The organism is Sphingomonas sp. Leaf242, assembly GCF_001422045.1.
In the GTDB taxonomy this organism is placed as follows: Bacteria; Pseudomonadota; Alphaproteobacteria; order Sphingomonadales; family Sphingomonadaceae; genus Sphingomonas.
The window spans coordinates 166911-185891 of record NZ_LMLW01000011.1 but is presented as its reverse complement, the minus strand read 5'-3'; the positions used below and the strand labels follow the sequence as shown (position 1 = coordinate 185891).

The window sequence follows — 18981 nt, the reverse complement described above, 5'->3', positions numbered from 1 at the left end:
GTATCCCAGCATGCAATCGCATCTTCTCGACCGTGACGAATTGCTGGCACGGCAGGCGTTTCAGCTGGCCCTGGTCGATCTGCTGCGCGGGCTCGACGGCCCCGACCTGATCATGGCGGCGGCGGCGGCGACGCTCGGGTCGCATCTGGGCGTGGCGCGGTGCGGCTATGGCGAAGTTGTGCCCGACGGCACGGCGATGCATATCGCGGGCGACTGGACGAGTGGTGCGCTGCACAGCCTGGCGGGCGAGACGCGTCTGCTGAGTGCGTTCGGTACGGGGCTGCTCGACGATCTGCGTGCGGGCAAGACGGTGATCGTCGACGACTGTCATACCGATCCGCGATCGAGCGATCCCGATTACGGCGCGGCGTGGACGAGCATTGGGGCGTGCGCGCTGATCGTGTTTCCGCTCGTGCGGCACGACGAACTGACCGCGATCCTGTACGTCCATGAACCCGCCCCGCGGATCTGGACGCCGGCCGATATCGCGCTGGTCGAGGATGTCGCGCTGCGGACGGCTGATGCGGTCGAGCGGAGTCGCGCCGATGTTGCGCTGAAGGCGAGCGAAGAACGCTTCCGTTCGCTGTTCAATTCGCTCGACGCCGGGTTCTGTTTGATCGAACTCGCGTTCGAGGGCGATCGCGCGGTCGACTACCGGTTCATCGAGACCAACGCGGCGTTCGAGCGCGAGACCGGACTCAGCGACGTCGTCGGCAAGTGGATGCGCGATCTCGTGCCCGATCTCGAGGAACGCTGGTACGCGATCTATGCGCGGGTCGCGACCACCGGCGAACCCGCCAGGTTCGAGGATCATGTCGAAGCGTTCGACGGACGTTGGTACGACGTCCACGCCTACCGCGTCGATGAGTCCGGGACCAACCGGGTCGCGGTGCTGTTCAATGATATCAGCGAGCGTCGTCGCAAGGATATCGCGCTCGCCGAAAGCCAGAACGAACTCGAGCTGGCGACCCGGGTCGCGCAGCTTGGCCGGTTCGACTATCGGCCGATTGCGGGCACGCTGACCTGGGACGACCGCTGCCGTGCGCTGTTCGGGATCTCGCCGGGCAAGCCGGTCGATTATGCGTCGTCCTTTCTCGCCAATCTCCATCCCGACGACCGGGTCGCGGCCAACGCCGCGGTCCTCGCGTCGCTCGATCCGCAGGGCACGCGCACATTCGAGGCCGAATACCGCACGATCGGGCAGGAGGACGGTTTGGAGCGTCATGTCTCCGCGCACGGTGCCGCATTCTTCGACGACGACACGCCGATCCGGTTGATCGGCACCGTGCAGGACGTCTCGCGCGATCGGCAGGCGCAGGCGGCGCTTCGCGAGACGAGCGAACGGCTGCGTCTCGCTGCGCGCGCGACCAACGACGCGATCTGGGACTGGGATCTGCGCCGCAATTACGTGTTGTGGAACGAGGCACTGACCACCGCCTATGGCCATGATCTTGCGACCGTCGACCCGACCGGCGACTGGTGGATCGACCACATCCATCCCGAGGATCGGGGGCGGATCGATAGCAGTATCCATGCGGTGATCGACGGTGGCGGCACCGAATGGACCGAGGAATACCGGTTTCTGCGCGCCGACGGCCACTATGCCGATGTGCTCGACCGCGGCTATCTGATCCGCGACGAAGCCGGCCAGCCGCTGCGGATGATCGGCGCGCTGCTCGACCAGTCCGCGCGCAAGGCCGTCGAGCGACAGCTGCGCGCGGTCAACGAGGGGCTCGAAGAGGCAGTAGTGGCGTCGAAGGCGGACCGCGACCGGCTGTGGGACCTGTCGACGGATATCATGCTGCGCGCGGAATATGACGGTACGATCGTCGCGGTGAACCCGGCCTGGACCGAGATGCTCGGCTGGGACATGGAGGAAATCATCGGGCGGCCGCTGTTCGCGCTGCTCCATCCCGAGGACGTGGACCATACCAGCGAGGGCGCGGCGGGGATCGCGCGCGGCCAGATCATCACGCGGATCGACAATCGCTATCGCTGCAAGGACGGGAGTTACCGCTGGATCAGTTGGGCCGCGCAGCCCGGCGACGGGATGATCAACGCGGTCGGCCGCGACATCACCGAGGAGAAGGAGAACGAAGCCCGGCTCGCGCGCGTCGAGGATGCGCTCCGCCAGGCGCAGAAGATGGAGGCGGTCGGCCAGCTCACCGGCGGGATCGCGCACGACTTCAACAACATGCTGACCGGGATCATCGGCGGGCTCGACATGGTCCGCCGCAATCTTCCCGAGGTCCGGCATGAGCGCGTCGATCGGTATATCGAGGCGGCGACGGTGTCGGCGAACCGTGCCGCCGGCCTGACGCAGCGCCTGCTCGCGTTCTCGCGGCGCCAGTCGCTCGATGTGAAGGCGGTCGGTGTCGGCGAGCTGGTCGACGGGATGGAGGATCTGCTGCGGCGGACGCTCGGCGAGAATGCCGGGTTGGAGGTGCGGCGCACGCCGGGAATCTGGCCGGCGCATACCGACGCGAACCAGCTCGAAAGCGCGCTGCTCAACCTGGCGATCAACGCGCGCGACGCGATGCCCGAGGGCGGGTTGCTGACGATCGAGACCGAGAACGCGCATCTCGACGCACATTATACCGAGGCGATCGAAGACCTCGAGCCGGGCGATTTCGTCGTGATCGGCGTGTCGGACACCGGCACGGGCATGAGCGCATCGGTGATCGCCAAGGCGTTCGATCCGTTCTTCACGACCAAGCCGATCGGGCAGGGCACCGGGCTCGGCCTGTCGATGATCTACGGTTTCGCGCGGCAATCCGGCGGGCATGTGCGGATCTATTCGGAGGAAGGGCAGGGCACGACCGTCAAGCTGTACCTGCCGCGGTTCCGCGGCACGGTGGAGGCGCCGGTCGAGATCGCCGATGCCGAGCTGCCGCGTGCCGACGGCGAGCAGGTGCTGCTGGTCGAGGACGATCCGGCGGTGCGGATGCTCATCGTCGATGTGTTGCAGGGACTGGGCTACGGCGTGCTCGAGGCCGCGGACGGGCGGGCGGCGGTGCCGTTCCTGGAAAGCGAGCAGCGGATCGACCTGCTCGTCAGCGATGTCGGCCTACCGGGAATCAACGGACGGCAGGTCGCCGAGATCGCACGCGTGCATCGCCCGGGGCTCAAGGTGCTGTTCGTGACGGGCTATGCGGAGAAGGCGGCGGTGCGCGGCGATTTCCTCGGCGAGGGGATGGACATGATCACCAAGCCGTTTGCGCTGGATGTGCTGGCCAACCGGATACGGGCGATGATCGGGCGGTAGTCGGAACGGGTTGATCCGATGTGTCGGCGTACGACCATACCTCCCCGGCGAAGGCCGGGGTCCAGTTGGGAGGCGATGCTAACGGAGGCCAGCCCGTCGTCATTGCCACCTTTCCACCTGGACCCCGGCCTCCGCCGGGGAGGCGCTTTGGGAACAGCGGCGAGGCTATTTGGGCGCATTGGAGATTGGCTTTGGGCGGGTAGAAGTGGCCCGAAACCGACTTTACCGGTTGCCATCCCGCCCTCCCGATCGGCATAGGCGCGCGTTCATTGAAGGATGACGCGATGCAGATGGACGCTGGCGGCCCCGCCCTGGGGCTGGACTTCGGCACGACCAACAGCGTCGTGGCGCTTGGGACGGAGGGGGGCACACCGGAGCTGGTGACCTTCGCCGCCCCTGCCGAGACCAGCCCGGTGTTCCGCTCGGCGTTGTGCTTCTGGCAGGACGACAGCGGCAAGGGGCTTGCGTCGGATGCGGGGCCGTGGGCGATCGCCGAATATATGGAGTATCCGCTCGACAGCCGGTTCATCCAGTCGTTCAAGTCGGTCGCGGCGATGAAGACGTTCGAGCAGGCTTCGGTGTTCGACAAGCGCTATCGCTTCGAGGAAATGGGCCAGCTGTTCCTCGAAAAGCTCATTTCCCATGCAGGCGGCAAGCTCGACACGCGGCCGCACCGGATCGTGGTGGGGCGGCCGGTCGAATATGCCGGCGCGCGGCCCGACGAGGCGCTGGCGCGGACGCGGTACGACGCGATGTTCAAGGGCTTCGGGGCGGAGATCCACTACGTCTACGAACCGCTCGGTGCGGCGTACAGCTACGCGACCCGGCTGACCGAGCCGGCGACGATCCTCGTGGCGGATTTCGGTGGCGGTACGAGCGACTTTTCGGTCGTGCGCGTTGCCGAGCCGGGCGCGGCGCGGCGGTGTACGCCATTAGGTCATGCAGGCGTGGGGATCGCGGGCGACCGGTTCGATTACCGGATCCTCGACCGGCTGGTGCTGCCGATGCTCGGCAAGGGCGGCGCGTACAAGTCGTTCGGCAAGGAACTGGAAATTCCGCGCGCGTATTTCGCCGATTTCGCGGACTGGTCGCGCCTTGCGCTGATGCGCAACCGCAAGACGATGACCGAGCTGGAGCGGTTGCAGAAGACGGCGGTCGATCCGGACGCGATCGGGCGGATGATCGCGGTGATCGAGAACGAACTCGGCTATCCTCTGTACGATGCGGTCGGGTCACTCAAGCGGGCGCTGTCGAGCGGCGAGGATGCGCATTTCCACTTTGCGGGCGCGGGGCTGGAGATCGAAGCGGACGTGACGCGGGCGCAGTTCGAAGGCTGGATCGCCGACGACGTGGTGCGGATCGAGGCCGCGGTCGATCGGGCCTTGGAGGTCGCCAATGTCGGTGGCGGCGAGATCGACCGGGTGTTTCTGACCGGCGGATCATCGCTGATCCCGCGCATCCGGCAAATCTTCGTCGAGCGGTTCGGCGAGGCGGCGATCATGAGCGGTGGTGAACTGACGTCGATCGCACACGGTCTCGCGCTGATCGGCGAGCAGGACGATATCGCGGCTTGGTCGACATGATCCCTCGCGTGCTTCTCGGGACGGCGCAGGTGCCGGGCGGGGGTGAGCTTCGCTTGCTCCAGCGTGGTGCCGAGTTCTCGATCATGCTCGGTGCGAACGAGTTGATGAACAGTCGGCTTAGCGGGTCGGAAGAGGCGCTGGCGGAGCAGGCGTGCGACCGGATCGGTGTGCGGCCGGGCGTGCGGATGCTGATTGGTGGGCTCGGGATGGGGTTTACCCTTCGCGCGGCGCTGGCTCGGCTTGGGCCTGACGCGGAGGTAGTTGTGGCGGAGATCGTGCCGGCGGTGATCGAATGGGCGCGCGGGCCTATGGCGGCGCTGCACGGGGACAGCCTGACCGATCCGCGGACGCGCATTTTCGAGGGCGATGTCGCCGCGGCGATCGCGGAGGGTGATTGGGACGCGATCCTGCTTGATGTCGATAACGGTCCGGACGGGATTTCGCGGCCGGGTAACGATCGACTTTACGGAGCGCGCGGATTGTCTCTGGCGCGAGCGGCTTTGCGGCCGGGCGGTGTGCTTGCCGTGTGGTCGTCCGCGCCGAGCAAGCCGTTCGCTACCCGGCTTGCCGAAGCGGGTTTCGCGGTCGACGAAATGATTGCGCGGGCGACGCGGAAGGGCGGCGCGCGGCACACGATCTGGTTCGCCACCAGGGCATGATCTGGCGCTGGGCCGTCTTGATCGCGCTGTCGGCGGTGATTGCCGGGGTGCTGGAGGTTGTTGGGCTGCCTGCGGGGTTGCTGCTGGGGCCGATGGTAGCCGCGGTCGTGCTGGCGGTGCGGGGGTGGTCGCTGAGCGTGCCGACGTCTGCGTTTCGCGGCGCTCAGGCCGCGGTCGGGACGCTGATCGCGGGGTCGATCACCACGGGGATCGTCGCGACGGTGGCGGATCACTGGCCGGTTTTCCTGATGGTCAATTTCGTCACCCTCGCCGCTAGCAGTGTGCTCGGCTATCTGCTGAGCCGGTGGCAGGTGTTGCCGGGGACCGTCGCGGTGTGGGGATCGACGCCGGGTGCGGCGAGCGCGATGGTGTTGATGGCGCAGGCCTACGGCGCGGACTCGCGGCTGGTCGCGGTGATGACCTACACGCGGGTGGTGAGCGTGGCGGTGGTCGCGTCGGTGCTGGCGGCGGTGATGGTCGGCGGCGGGAGCGGGCATCATGTTGCGGGCACGTGGTTTGCGTCGGTTGATCCGGTCGCCGTGCTGCGGACGATCGCGATTGCCGGTGTCGGTGCGAGTGTTGGCGTCGTGCTGAAGCTTCCCGCCGGTGCGCTGCTCGGGTCGCTCGTGGCGGGGGCGGCGCTCAATGTCACTGGTGTCGCGCAGCCAGTGTTGCCGCAGTGGCTGCTCGCGATCAGCTATGCAGTGGTCGGGTGGCGGATCGGGTTGTCGTTCACGCGCGATACGCTGCGGGTGGCGGGGAAGGCGATGCCGCGGATCCTGTTGTCGGTGGCGCTGCTGATCGCGTTCTGTGGCGGGATCGCGGCGGCGTTGACGCGGTGGTGGGGGATCGATCCGGTTACCGCGTATCTGGCGACTAGTCCGGGCGGGATGGATTCGGTCGCGATCATCGCTGCGTCTAGCCCGGTAGATGTGCCGTTCGTGATGGCGCTTCAGGTGCTGCGGTTTCTGGGCGTGTTGCTGATCGGGCCACCGCTCGCGAAGTTCGTGGCGACGCGGCAGGGCGGTGTGCCGCCGCCGGTTATTCCGACTTAGCGGCGGGCCTCACATACCGCCGTCATCCTGACGAAAGTCAGGACCCAGGGTTACAGGGGACAGCGGTCGTGGCTCTGGGTCCTGACTTTCGTCAGGATGACGGGGGAGATTTGGTCGGGCGGTAGGCCTCGACGTCGATGTCGTGGCGCTTGAGCTTGTCGTAGAATGTCTTTCGCGGGATGCCGAGCGCTGCCAGCGCAGACCGCACGTCGCCACTCACCTGTTGCAGCACGGCGCGGATCGTCGCTTCCTCGAACTTGTCGACGCGGGCGGGGAGGGGGATGTCGCTGTCTTCGTCGACCGCCTCTTCCGCCTCGACTCGGAGCACGAGACGCTTGGCGAGGTTGTCGAGTTCGCGGACGTTGCCGGGCCAGTCGTGCTGGCCGAGATACGCGAGCGTCGCGGTGTCGATCGTCGGGACCTCGCGGCCGAACCGTTCTGCTGCCTGGTGGAGCAAATGGCCGAACAGCAGCGGAATGTCGTCGCGGCGTTCTCTGAGCGGCGGGATGCGCAGGCGGACCGCATCGAGGCGGAACAGGAGGTCGGCGCGGAAGCGGCCTTCTTCTACCGCCTGTTCGAGGCCGGGTTTGGCGGCGGCGATCACGCGCAGGTCGAGCGCCCGTGGCAGGTCGCCACCGACCGGCATTACCTCGCGCTCTTCCAGCACACGGAGCAGTTTTGCCTGAAACGCCGGCAGCGTGCTCTCGATCTCGTCGAGGAACAGCGTGCCGCGGTTCGAGGCCTCGATCCGGCCGGTGCGGGGCAGGCGGGAGTCGCCGTCGTGGCCGAACAGCTCGATCTCCGCGACCGCCTCGGGTAGCGCGGCGCAGTTGACCGCGACGAACGGGCGCGAGCGGCGGTTGCTCCAGCGGTGGAGCAGGACCGCGACGAGTTCCTTGCCGGTGCCGGTCTCGCCTTCGACCAGCACGTCGATGTCGGCCTGCGCGATCTGGCGCATCGTCTCGCGGAGGCGGACCATCACCGGGGTCTCGCCGATCAGGGGTTCGGCACCGATCGTTTCCTCCGCGGCGGCGCGGAGACGGCGGTTGTCGAGCACGAGGCGGCGCATTTCGAGCGCACGCCTGGCACCCGCAATCAAATGGTCCGTCGCGAAGGGTTTCGGGATGAAGTCGAACGCGCCGTTCTTGAGCGCGGCGACCGCCATCGCGACATCGCCGTGGCCGGTCATCAGCAGCACCGGGATCTCGTGGTCGATCGCGGCGATCCGGCGGAAGAGTTCGAGCCCGTCCATCTTCGGCATGCGGATGTCGGACACCACCGCGCCGTCGAACCCGGCGGTCACGCGGGCAAGAGCGACGGTCGGATCGCGCTCGGCGATCACGGCGATCCCGGCGAGTTCGAACGATTGCTCGAGCGCACCGCGCAACACGTCGTCGTCGTCGACGAGCAGAACGGCCTGCTCGCTCATGCCTTCACCAGGATCATACGAAAGATGGCGCCTTCTGGAGCGGGGACGAGGTCGAGCGTGCCGCCGAACTCGGTCATGATGTCGCGCGCGATGCCGAGGCCGAGGCCGAGGCCGTCCTTCTTGCTCGTCGCGAACGGGGTGAAGAGGTGGTCGGCAATATCGGCTTCGATGCCGGGACCGTTGTCGGCGACGGTCAGCACGACATCGCGGCCTTTCCGACCGACCGTGACGCTTACGCGGGCATCGCGGCGGTCGGCGACCGCGTCGAGCGCGTTCTGGAGGAGGTTGACCAGCACCTGCTCTAGGCGGACGCGGCCGGCGATCACGGTCAGTCGCGCCTCGGGACCGTTCGGCAGGTCGAGCGTCACGCCCTTCGCGCGGAAGCGGTCGCCGATCAGCAGGCGGACGCCGTCGATGGCCTCGTCCAGCGCGACGGGGCCGATCGATCCTGCGCCGCGCCGGGCATAGCGCCTAAGCCCGGCGGTGATCGTGCCGATCCGGCTGGTGAGGTCGACGATCGACTGGAGGTTGGTCGCCGCGCGTGCCGGTTCGCCGCGGTCGAGGAAGGCGGCGGCGTTGTCGGCGAAGGTGCGGATCGCGGCGACGGGCTGGTTGATCTCGTGCGCGACGCTGGCGGTGATCGTGCCGATCGAGCCGACGCGGTTGGCGTGCGCCAGCTCTTCGCGTGCCTGACGGAACCGCTGATCGGAGGCCTCGCGCTGCTCGACCTCGATCTGGAGGCGGTCGGCGGTGGCGCGGAGCTCGGCGGTGCGGCGGGCGACCTCCGCTTCCAGTTCCGCGCGCGCGCCGACGTTGCGCTTGCGCCGCTCGTAGAGCCACCATGCGCCGAGTATCGCGGCGATCGTCAGCATCGCGGCGATCGCGGTTGCCCAGCGCGTGCGTGCCGCGGCTGTGCGCAGGGCGGCGTCGAGCGGCTCCATATGCACCAGCCGCCAGCCCGAGATCGGTACCGGCAGCGATACCGTGATCGCCGGCGATCTGTCGGGTAGCCGTGAAACCCCGTCGGCAAGCGTCAGTGGGGCGGGGGCCAGGGGCGACGTCCCGAACTGACGCGTCTCGACCAGCTCGGCGCGACGCGAAGGCGAGAGCGGGCGGGTGGTTCGAAATTCGAGCTTCGGATCGCTGGAGATCAGGATGACGCCGTCGGGATCGGTGACGAAGGTCGCCATCCGGTCCTGGACCCACGCGCGCGCGATCTTCTCGAACTCGACCTTGACCACGACCACGCCGAGCGGTCGACCGGCGCGGTCGATCCGTCGCGATAGGTACAGGCCAGGCCGCCCGCTGACGCTGCCGAGCGCGAAGAACTCGGTTGCGCCTGACGCCATCGCCTTGGTGAAATAGTCGCGGAAGCGGTAGTCGTGGCCGAGGAAGCTGTCCGGGCGGCCGGCGTTCGAAGCGGCGATCGTCATGCCCTGCGTATCGAGTGCGTAGATCACGGGGGCGCCGGTGCGCTCGGCCAGCAGCGCGAGCTTGGTGTTGAGCGCCGGGTCGACCTTGCCCGACGCGAGTGCCGCGCGGACGTCGGGGTATTCGCCGAGCATGATCGGCAACAGGCGATAGGTCTGCAACTCGGCTTCGAGCAGGCGAAGGTTGCTCCGCGTCTGCTGGACCGCGCGCATCCGCACGCCCGCGCGCGCGTCTTCGGCGGCGCGCTGGCCGTAGATCGAGGCGACTCCCGCGACGATCACACCAAGCGCCGCGAACGCCATCAGCACCGTCAACGCCGTGACGAAAAGGGGAGATCGGAGTCGCGTCATTTTGTGCGGATTATCACACACGCACTGGCCGCGCCATTGGTGAAACGCGGCGATTTCCACACGTCCGAACAATGGGTATGCTTATAAATGGCTAAAAACCAACGTTCTAAGCGCTGAAGGGACTGGTCTTGTAGTCCTCGGTTCGGCCCGGCATTACCGTCGTACATAACGTCCCGCGTGAGTGGACGAGGATAGCAGGAGGCGATGTTGACCCTACCCACCCAGACATATGGCGTCGCGGAAACGCCTGCGCGGAAGCGCTGGAGCGGCCAGCTCTATATCCAGGTCCTGATCGCGATCGCGCTCGGCGCGGCGCTCGGGCATTTCTATCCGACCTATGGTGCGGCGCTGAAGCCGCTCGGCGACGCGTTCATCAAGCTGGTGAAGATGATCATCGCACCGGTGATCTTCCTGACGCTCGTCACCGGTATCGCCGGGATGAAGGAGCTCGGCTCGGTCGGTCGTGTCGCGGGCAAGGCGTTCGCCTACTTCCTGTTCTTTTCAACGCTGGCGCTGATCGTCGGCCTGATCGTCGCCAACGTCGTCCAGCCAGGCGCGGGGATGAACATCGACGCTGCCACGCTCGATACCAAGGGCATCGCCGACTACACCGTGAAGGCGCACGAGACGACGATCACCGGGTTCCTGATGAGCATCATCCCGGACACGATGGTCAGCGCGTTCACCGAGGGCAACATCCTCCAGATCCTGCTCGTCGCGATCCTGTTCGGCATCTCGCTGAGCCTGGTCGGCGAGCCCGCAAAGCCGGTGTTGAACTTCCTCGAGCGCCTCAGCCTGATCGTGTTCAAGCTGGTCGGCATCCTGATGCGCGCAGCCCCGCTCGGTGCGTTCGGCGCGATCGCGTTCACGATCGGCAAATACGGGATCGGCAGCCTCGCCAATCTGGGTGCACTGGTCGCGACCTTCTATCTGACCGCGGCGCTGTTCGTGATCGTCATCCTCGGCACGGTCGCACGGCTGACCGGCTTCTCGATCTTCAAGCTGATCAAGTATCTGAAGGCCGAGTTGCTGTTGGTGCTCGGGACGTCCTCGTCGGAAGCCGCACTGCCCAACCTGATCCAGAAGATGGAGGCGGCAGGCTGCGAGAAGTCGGTCGTCGGGCTGGTCGTGCCGACCGGATATTCGTTCAACCTCGACGGTACCAACATCTACATGACGCTGGCGGCGCTGTTCATCGCGCAGGCGACCAACACGCACCTGACGCTCGGCCAGGAACTGCTTCTGCTGGTCGTTGCGATGATCTCGTCGAAGGGTGCGGCGGGCGTTACCGGCGCCGGCTTCATCACCCTGGCCGCGACGTTGTCGATCGTGCCGACGGTGCCGATCGCGGGCATGGCGCTGATCCTTGGCGTCGATCGCTTCATGAGCGAGTGCCGCAGCCTCACCAACTTCATCGGCAACGCGGTCGCGACGATCGTGGTCGCCCGTTGGGAAGGTGGTCTCGACCGCGACAAGCTCGATGCTGCGCTGTCGGGCAAGCTTCCCGAGTTCGTGCCGGCGGCAATCCCCGCCGCTGCTACCGCCCATTGATGCCGGCGGGGACGGCCAGTCCGTTCCCGTTCGCCAGTACCGGAACTTGCTTATGACCTCGATGACGATGCGCCGCTTGCGGCACGCGGCCGGCCTTGCCACGTCCGCGCTCTCGATCTTCGCATTCGCGAATGTCGCCACCGCGCAGGCCGAGGCGCCGCCGTCACGCCCGGCCAATATCGGCGCCAAGGATGTGTCGAGCACCGCCGAAGCGTCGCCGATCGCCGAGAGCTATCCCAATGCCGCGGTCGGCGACGGCGTGACGGCGGGTGGTTACAACCAGTCGCGTTGGGCCGAGGACTGGTCGAAGCTGCGCGATCCGAAAAAGCGCAAGGACATCGTCGACCAGCTGAAGTTCATCTCGCTGGCGGGCGACGGCGACGTCTATCTGACGCTGTCGGGCGAGGCGCGGTTCCGCGTCAACGAGACGACCAACCCCAATCTGCGCGATGCCGAAGCGCAGCGACAGGATATCCTTCGCCTGTTCGGGGGTGCCGATCTGCACGTTGGCAAGCATCTGCGCTTCTATGGCGAACTCGCGCATGGCACGCTGGAGGGGCAGAATCTCGGCACCGCGCTGCCGAACCTGCGCAACAAGCTGGCGGTGCAGCAGGCATTCGTCGATCTGACCGGCACGGTCGCCGATGTCGATGTCGGCGTGCGTTATGGCCGCCAGACGTTTGCCGACGGTCCCAACCTGCTGGTCGTGCCGCGCGACAACAACACCTTGTTCTTCGGCTTCAACGGCTTCCGCGCCTGGGCGCGCACCGCTGGCGTCCGCGCCGACGTGTTCGACTTCAAGCCGACCGCGTATGGCAATGGCGGTACTCAGGATGACAATGCGGAGAGCGCGCGGCGGTTCTCGGGCATCTCGACGGGCATCGTCGTGCCGGAGACGCTGTTCGGGGGCTCGAAGTTGTACGTCGATCCGTTCCTCTGGCGCCTGCGTAATCGTGCGGCGGTTTGGGGCACCGACAATGCGCGCGAAGTCCGCAACTTCTACGGCCTGCACGTCTGGGGCGATGCGGGGCCGGTCAATCTCGACTGGACGATCAACTATCAGGGCGGTTCGTACGACAACCGCTCGATCAAGGCGTGGCTGATCCTGCTGGCGCAGACCTACAAGCTCGGCGAGGGCAAGTCGGCACCGCGCGTCGGCTTCCACGCCGATTATGCGAGCGGTGGTGGCGCCTATGGCAAGGGCACGTTGCGCAACTCGCTCGCACCGTTCGGCAACAACATCTATTACAGCTACCAGTTGTTCGCGACGCCGACCAACCTGATCGCGCTGGCGCCGAACGTGACGTTCAGTGTGTTCGACAAGCTGCGGCTGACCGCGGAATATCAGCGCTCGTGGCGCGATTCGACGAGCGATGCGGTGTACCGGGCGAATGGTTCGGCGTTTGCCGGCACGCAGAATTTCGGGGGCAAGAAGATCGCCGATACGCTGCGGTTCCAGGCAGTGTACCCGTTCACCTCGCGGCTGTCGTTCACCGGGCGGTACGAGCATCTGATCGCGGGGCCTGCGCTGACGAATGCGGGGTACAAGAACTCCGACTTCCTCGCCGGCTGGATCAGCTACCGGTTCTGATCCGCTCCGTCATCCTGACGAAAGTCAGGACCCCGAGCCAGGACCGTTAGCGCCTGTTATCCTGGGTCCTGACTTTCGTCAGGATGACGAGTGGGCGGCGATACCGTCCGGATTAACCTGCGTCGTTCGGCACTGCATTTTCTTCGTTTCGGACCATACCGGTCCTTCAATTCCACGATCGACTGTGGCACACAGGCTCCAACATCAGGAGTCACATGGTCATGGATCTCAGCTTCACGCCCGAGGAAGAAGCTTTCCGCGAGGAAGTCCGCGCGTTCTTCCGCGACAAACTTCCCACCCGCCTTTCCACCCTCGTCCGCGAAGGCAAGCGGCTGCGGAAATCGGACATGGAGGAATGGCACGCGATCCTCAACGAGCGCGGCTGGTTGGCGAACCACTGGCCCGAGGAGTGGGGCGGTCCGGGCTGGAGCGTGATCCAGCGCTTCATCTTCGACAATGAGTCCGCGCTCGCGCATGCGCCCCGCGTCGTACCGTTCGGCGTCAACATGCTCGGCCCGGTGCTGATCAAATATGGCTCGGAAGAGCAGAAGAAGCAGTGGCTGCCGCGGATCCTCGACGGCTCCGACTGGTGGTGCCAGGGGTATTCGGAGCCGGGCGCGGGCTCCGATCTTGCGGGCTTGAAGACGACGGCCGTTCGCAAGGGCGACGTCTATGTCGTCAACGGGCAGAAGACGTGGACGACGCTCGGCCAGCATGCCGACATGATCTTCTGCCTCGTCCGCACCGACGCGACCGCGAAGAAGCAGGAAGGCATCTCGTTCCTGCTGATCGACATGAAGTCGCCCGGCATCGAAGTCCGCCCGATCACGCTGATCGACGGCGAGCAGGAGGTGAACGAAGTGTTCTTCACCGACGTCGAGGTGCCGGTCGCCAACCTCGTCGGCGAAGAGAACATGGGCTGGACCTACGCCAAGTATCTGCTGACCTACGAGCGCACCAACATCGCCGGCGTCGGCTTCTCGATCGCGTCGTTCGAGCGGCTGAAGGAGGTCGCGCAGATGCAGAAGAAGGGTGGGCGTGCGCTGGCGGACGATCCGCTGTTCGCGGCGAGGATGGCGCGGGTCGAGATCGATCTGGCCAACATGCAGACGACCAACCTCCGCGTGCTCGCGGCGGTCGCGGGCGGCGGTGCGCCCGGCGCGGAGAGTTCGATGCTCAAGATCAAGGGCACCGAGATTCGCCAGGAGATTACGTCGCTGACGCGTCGTGCTTACGGCTCGTACGCGGCGCCCTACATACCCGAAGCTCTGGAGGCCGGGTGGAACGGCGAGGATGTCGGCCCGGAGGACGCGGCGATGGCGGCGCCGAGCTATTTCAACAACCGGAAACTGTCGATCTTCGGCGGGTCGAACGAGATCCAGAAGAACATCATCTCTAAAGCCATTCTGGGTCTCTGATCACATGAACTTCGAACACACCGACGACCGCCGCATGCTCGCCGACACGCTCGTCCGGGCATTGCGCGACGGCTATCCGATCGAGACGCGCAATGCGGGCGCGTACGGCGAGACGGGGTATGACCCGGCGGTCTGGCAGCAGTTGACCGAACTCGGCATCGTCTCCGCGCTGTTCGACGAGGCGGCGGGCGGCTTCGGCGGCAGCGGGTTCGACATCATGGTCGTGTTCGAGGCGCTCGGCCGCGCGCTGGTGGTCGAGCCGTTCCTCGGTGCGCTAATGGCGGGGCGTGCGCTGGCGAAGGCCGGCGGACATGACGAGACGCTTGCCGGGATCGTGTCCGGCGAGATGATCGCTGCGTTCGCGCATGAGGATGGCGCGACGCCGGTGACCGCGACGAAGAGCGGCGATGGCTGGACGCTGAGCGGGACGAAGGCGGTTGTTTCTCAGGCCGGTGCGGCATCGGTGTTCGTCGTGACCGTTGAGCAGCATGGCGATCCGCTCGTATTGCTCGTGCCGGCGGATACGGCGGGGGTGTCGGTCCGCAGCTTTAACGTCGTCGAGGGCGGTGCGGCCGGGGACGTGACGTTCGAGATCGTGACGCTCGGCGCCGAGGCGCGCGTTGGCGGCGAAGGAGAGGGGCAGGCGATCGTCGATGCGGCGGTTGGGGCAGGGCTACTCGCGCTGTCGGCCGAAGCGGTCGGCGCGATGGAGTTCGTCAAGGAGGCGACGCTCGGCTATCTCCGCGACCGCAAGCAGTTCGGCGTGCCGATCGGCAAGTTCCAAGCGCTCCAGCACCGGATGGCGACGGTGCTGCTCGAGATCGAGCAGGCGCATTCCGCGGTGATCAACGCGGCGTCGGCGTTCGACGGCGACGATGCGAAGGCGCGCGAGCGGGCGTTGTCCGCAGCGAAATACACGATCGGGCGGACCGGAGCGCTGGTTGCGGAGGAAACGATCCAACTCCACGGCGGCATCGGCATGACGTGGGAATACGCGGTGTCGCACTACGCCAAGCGGCTGGTGATGATCGATCACCAACTCGGCGACGAAGACTATCACCTGCAGCGGTACATCGCGCTGGGCTGAGCGCCCGTTACCCTGACGCGCTCCGTCACCCTGACGAAAGTCAGGGCCTAGGGTTACGGGCGTCGTCCTTTGTGTCTCTGGGTCCTGACTTTCGTCAGGATGACGGTCGGGGGATGGCGCGAATTATCGCCGGCGCTTCCCGATCATCGGTCGCAGCCTCACGCCGAGGCAGATCACCGTCGGCCATAGCAGCGTATTGAGGATATCGAGCGAGGTATCCTCCCACCGCCACGACCCGAACGTCAGGCGGTCCATGATCTCGTTGAACGCCTCGCCGGCAACGACCACCCACCACGGAATGAACGTCCCGAACGACCGGCGCGTCACCAGTCGCGCGATCATCAACAGCGCCATCCCGGCATGGATGTGCAAGATCGTATCAGGCAGCCCGGTGCCGTCGCCGATCCAGTCGATCATCTTGTGGTAAAGGGTCGGGGTCACGCTGCTACTCCGGACGAAGGGAATGTCGCCGCGGCGCGCTATACTTGGGTCACTCCGGGGCGGCAAACGACCGGGAGGTGTCGCCCAGCATCAACGGTTTGAGCTCGCCGATCGTCACGTCGAGCCAGGCGATGAACCGATCGATCCGCGCGATCCGCCGGACGTCGCGGTGGACGACGAGCCAGAACGAGCGCGCGATGTCCACCGCTTCGGGCAACACGCGCACCAGTCTCGGCATTTGGTCGCCGATGAAGCACGGGAGTATCCCACAGCCCGCCCCCGCCGCGATCAGTTCGGCCTGCGCGACGATGCTCGAACTGCGGATCGACGCGTCGAGCCGTCCGTCGATCTCCGCCAGATAGCGGAGTTCGGGCGCGTAGATCATGTCGGGCACATACCCGATCAGGCGGTGTCGCATCAGATCCGCGGTGGTCGCGATCGGCCCTGTCCGCGCGAGGTGATCCGGATGCGCGTAGAGGCCGAGGTGATAGTCGGTCAGCTTTCGCGCGACCAACGGGCCGCTTTTCGGCCGCGCGAGCATCACCGCGATATCCGCCTCTCGCCGTGAGGGATTGAGGAAACCAGTCGACGCGATCAGGTCGACCGCGATCCGCGGATGCTGGTTGGTGAACGACGCGAGCCGCGGCGCCAGGATACGGCTGCCGAAGCCTTCCGAGACGCTCAGCCGGATCGGGCCGGCGAGCACGCCTGCATCGTTACCGACCACCTCCTGGATGCCGAGCGCGGAGGCCTCCATCGTCTCGGCATGGTCGAGCAGCGCCGCGCCGCGTTCGGTCAGTGCGTAACCCGCCACGGTCTGCTCGAACAACGTAGTCTGGAGTCGCCGCTCAAGCCTTTGCAGCCGCCGCGACACCGTCGTCGCGTCCTGTCCAAGCAGTTTCGCGGCTGGCCCGAGCCTGTGCGTGCGCGCCAAAGCGAGGAAATACCGGACGTCGTCCCAATCCATGAACGCCTCACCCCATGCTGCACATTTGCAGAGCGTATCTGCAAACAGCCCCACTTGGCTGCGAAACGCTTATGGCGGACGATGCGGGTAACTAGAAGAGGATGCCCATGCGGACGATCGAGAATTTCGTGAGCGGTGCGGCCAGCACGGCCGAGCGCTTCGGCGACGTGTTCGACCCGAATTCGGGCGAGGTGCAGGCGCGCGTGCGGCTGTCGGGTGCGACCGATCTGGACCGTGCGGTCGCTGCCGCGCAGAAGGCGCAGCCGGGCTGGGCCGCGACTAACCCTCAACGGCGTGCTCGCGTGATGTTCGAGTTCAAGCGGCTCGTCGAGGCGAACATGGACGAGCTGGCGCGCTTGCTCTCGTCCGAGCACGGCAAGGTGATCGCGGATTCGAAGGGCGATATTCAGCGCGGGCTCGAGGTGATCGAATTCTGTTGCGGCATCCCGCACATTCTCAAGGGCGAATACACGCAGGGCGCAGGGCCGGGGATCGACGTGTATTCGATGCGCCAGCCATTAGGCATTGGCGCGGGGATCACGCCGTTCAACTTCCCGGCAATGATCCCGCTGTGGATGTCGGGAGTCGCAATTGCGACGGGCAACGCGTTCATCCTCAAGCCCAGCGAGCGCGATCCGTCGGTGCCGGTGCGGCTCGGCGAACTGTTCGTCGAGGCGGGGCTGCCCGAGGGCATCTTCCAGGTCGTCCACGGCGACAAGGAAATGGTCGACGCGATCCTCGATCATCCCGCGATCTCGGCGGTCAGCTTCGTCGGCTCGTCCGACATCGCGCATTACGTGTACCGCCGCGGCGTCGAGGCGGGGAAGCGCGTCCAGGCGATGGGCGGCGCGAAGAATCACGGCATCGTCATGCCCGATGCGGACCTCGACCAGGTCGTCGCCGACCTTTCGGGTGCGGCGTTCGGCTCTGCGGGCGAGCGCTGCATGGCGCTGCCGGTGGTGGTGCCGGTCGGCGAGAAGACCGCGATTGCGCTGCGCGAGAAGCTGATCCCGGCGATCGCGGCGTTGCGCGTGGGCGTATCGACGGACAACGACGCGCATTATGGCCCGGTCGTGAACGCGGCGCATCGCACCCGGATCGAGAACTGGATCCAGACCGGCGTCGACGAGGGCGCGGAACTGGTCGTCGATGGGCGTGGGTTTGCGTTGCAGGGGCATGAGAAGGGCTTCTTCATCGGCCCGTCGCTGTTCGATCACGTGACGACGGAGATGTCGGCGTACAAGGAGGAGATCTTTGGGCCGGTGCTCCAGATCGTTCGCGCCGCCGATTTCGAGGAGGCGGTGCGCCTGCCGAGCGAGCATCAATATGGCAATGGCGTCGCGATCTTCACGCGCAACGGCCACGCCGCGCGCGAGTTCGCGGCGCGGGTGAACGTCGGGATGGTGGGCATCAACGTGCCGATCCCGGTGCCGGTGGCGTATCATACGTTCGGCGGGTGGAAGCGCTCGGCGTTCGGGGACACCAACCAGCACGGGATGGAGGGCGTGAAGTTCTGGACCAAGGTCAAGACGATCACGCAGCGCTGGCCGGACGGGTCTGCACTGCCGGCTATGGCGGAGGATGGTGGTCCGGCGCGCAATAACGACGCGTTCGTTATCCCGACGATGGGGTGAGTGGGGTGGGCTCGCCTTTGTCCGTCATCCTGACGAACGTCAGGACCCAGAGCCACGAACCCAGTCGTTCGCGGCTCTGGGTCCCGGGTCAAGCCCGGGATGACGGCTGTGGGAGCGGATCGAAGCCCCAATCCTCTGCCAGGTCGCGCCATGTCGGGTTATCGGCTTCGATCAATTCGATCTTCCAGGCGCGGCGCCAATTCTTCAATTGCTTCTCGCGTCGGATAGCGCCCTCCATCGTGTCGGCAGTCTCGAACCAGACGAGCCGTTTGACGCCGTACATTCGGGTAAACCCACCAAAAGACCCGGCCCGGTGCTGAACGATCCGCGCCATCAGGTCGGACGTCACGCCTATGTACAGCGTTCCGTTGCGCCAGCTGGCCAGGATGTAGACAGCCGGTTGCCGATCCACGTCATTTACCCCAATCGTCATCCTGACGCACGTCAGGACCCAGAGCCACGAACACCGGCGTCCGTGGCTCTGGGTGCCGGGTCAAGCCCGGCATGACGGAGATAGGAC

The 18981-nt window shown here is 66.2% G+C and carries 14 protein-coding genes; 9 read left to right on the top strand and 5 right to left on the bottom strand.

What is annotated here, in order from left to right:
* Nucleotides 1–10: 10 nt before the first annotated feature.
* From ASF09_RS16750 to ASF09_RS16735, 4 genes are all read left to right on the top strand, one after another.
* Nucleotides 11–3265, top strand: coding sequence for a PAS domain-containing protein (locus tag ASF09_RS16750; protein WP_060527238.1), 3255 nt, complete (start codon nucleotides 11–13; stop codon nucleotides 3263–3265).
* Nucleotides 3266–3555: 290 nt separating this feature from the next.
* Nucleotides 3556–4848: an Hsp70 family protein gene (locus ASF09_RS16745; protein ID WP_060527346.1), complete on the top strand. Its 1293-nt coding sequence runs from the start codon at nucleotides 3556–3558 to the stop codon at nucleotides 4846–4848.
* Nucleotides 4845–5507: a spermidine synthase gene (locus ASF09_RS16740; protein ID WP_060527237.1), complete on the top strand. Its 663-nt coding sequence runs from the start codon at nucleotides 4845–4847 to the stop codon at nucleotides 5505–5507. Before ASF09_RS16745 ends, ASF09_RS16740 begins: the two co-directional genes overlap by 4 nt.
* Nucleotides 5504–6562 (top strand): AbrB family transcriptional regulator, encoded by a 1059-nt coding sequence (locus ASF09_RS16735; protein WP_060527236.1) that lies wholly within the window; start codon nucleotides 5504–5506, stop codon nucleotides 6560–6562. Before ASF09_RS16740 ends, ASF09_RS16735 begins: the two co-directional genes overlap by 4 nt.
* Before the next feature lie 91 nt (nucleotides 6563–6653).
* On the opposite strand, the gene ASF09_RS16730 is transcribed toward ASF09_RS16735, so the two are convergent.
* Both ASF09_RS16730 and ASF09_RS16725 read right to left on the bottom strand, forming a co-directional pair.
* Nucleotides 6654–7991 carry a sigma-54-dependent transcriptional regulator gene (locus tag ASF09_RS16730; protein ID WP_060527235.1) on the bottom strand — a complete coding sequence of 446 codons (1338 nt, stop codon included), beginning with the start codon at nucleotides 7989–7991 and terminating at the stop codon, nucleotides 6654–6656.
* A complete protein-coding gene (locus ASF09_RS16725) occupies nucleotides 7988–9772 on the bottom strand; it encodes a sensor histidine kinase (protein WP_200912581.1) in 1785 nt (594 codons plus the stop codon). Before ASF09_RS16725 ends, ASF09_RS16730 begins: the two co-directional genes overlap by 4 nt.
* A gap of 204 nt (nucleotides 9773–9976) precedes the next feature.
* Here ASF09_RS16725 and ASF09_RS16720 point away from each other — a divergent pair, with 204 nt between their 5' ends.
* The 4 genes from ASF09_RS16720 (at nucleotide 9977) to ASF09_RS16705 (ending at nucleotide 15419) form a co-directional block, all read left to right on the top strand.
* A complete protein-coding gene (locus ASF09_RS16720) occupies nucleotides 9977–11323 on the top strand; it encodes a dicarboxylate/amino acid:cation symporter (protein ID WP_060527234.1) in 1347 nt (448 codons plus the stop codon).
* Nucleotides 11324–11384: 61 nt separating this feature from the next.
* On the top strand, nucleotides 11385–12914 hold the full coding sequence (locus tag ASF09_RS16715; RefSeq protein WP_443025034.1) for an alginate export family protein: 1530 nt from the start codon (nucleotides 11385–11387) through the stop codon (nucleotides 12912–12914).
* 221 nt (nucleotides 12915–13135) lie between these two features.
* The gene (locus ASF09_RS16710) at nucleotides 13136–14332 is read left to right on the top strand and encodes an acyl-CoA dehydrogenase family protein (protein ID WP_060527343.1); all 1197 of its coding nucleotides are present in this window, start codon (nucleotides 13136–13138) and stop codon (nucleotides 14330–14332) included.
* A gap of 4 nt (nucleotides 14333–14336) precedes the next feature.
* Nucleotides 14337–15419 (top strand): acyl-CoA dehydrogenase family protein, encoded by a 1083-nt coding sequence (locus ASF09_RS16705; protein ID WP_060527233.1) that lies wholly within the window; start codon nucleotides 14337–14339, stop codon nucleotides 15417–15419.
* Nucleotides 15420–15542: 123 nt separating this feature from the next.
* Here the strand turns inward: ASF09_RS16705 and ASF09_RS16700 are convergent, their stop codons facing one another.
* Both ASF09_RS16700 and ASF09_RS16695 read right to left on the bottom strand, forming a co-directional pair.
* On the bottom strand, nucleotides 15543–15860 hold the full coding sequence (locus ASF09_RS16700; protein WP_060527232.1) for a hypothetical protein: 318 nt from the start codon (nucleotides 15858–15860) through the stop codon (nucleotides 15543–15545).
* Nucleotides 15861–15909: 49 nt separating this feature from the next.
* On the bottom strand, nucleotides 15910–16827 hold the full coding sequence (locus ASF09_RS16695; RefSeq protein ID WP_060527231.1) for a LysR family transcriptional regulator: 918 nt from the start codon (nucleotides 16825–16827) through the stop codon (nucleotides 15910–15912).
* Nucleotides 16828–16934: 107 nt separating this feature from the next.
* Between ASF09_RS16695 and ASF09_RS16690 the strand changes: the two genes are divergently transcribed.
* Nucleotides 16935–18461 carry a CoA-acylating methylmalonate-semialdehyde dehydrogenase gene (locus ASF09_RS16690; protein WP_060527230.1) on the top strand — a complete coding sequence of 509 codons (1527 nt, stop codon included), beginning with the start codon at nucleotides 16935–16937 and terminating at the stop codon, nucleotides 18459–18461.
* Nucleotides 18462–18549: 88 nt separating this feature from the next.
* On the opposite strand, the gene ASF09_RS16685 is transcribed toward ASF09_RS16690, so the two are convergent.
* Nucleotides 18550–18894 (bottom strand): GIY-YIG nuclease family protein, encoded by a 345-nt coding sequence (locus tag ASF09_RS16685; RefSeq protein ID WP_443025032.1) that lies wholly within the window; start codon nucleotides 18892–18894, stop codon nucleotides 18550–18552.
* Nucleotides 18895–18981: the final 87 nt, after the last annotated feature.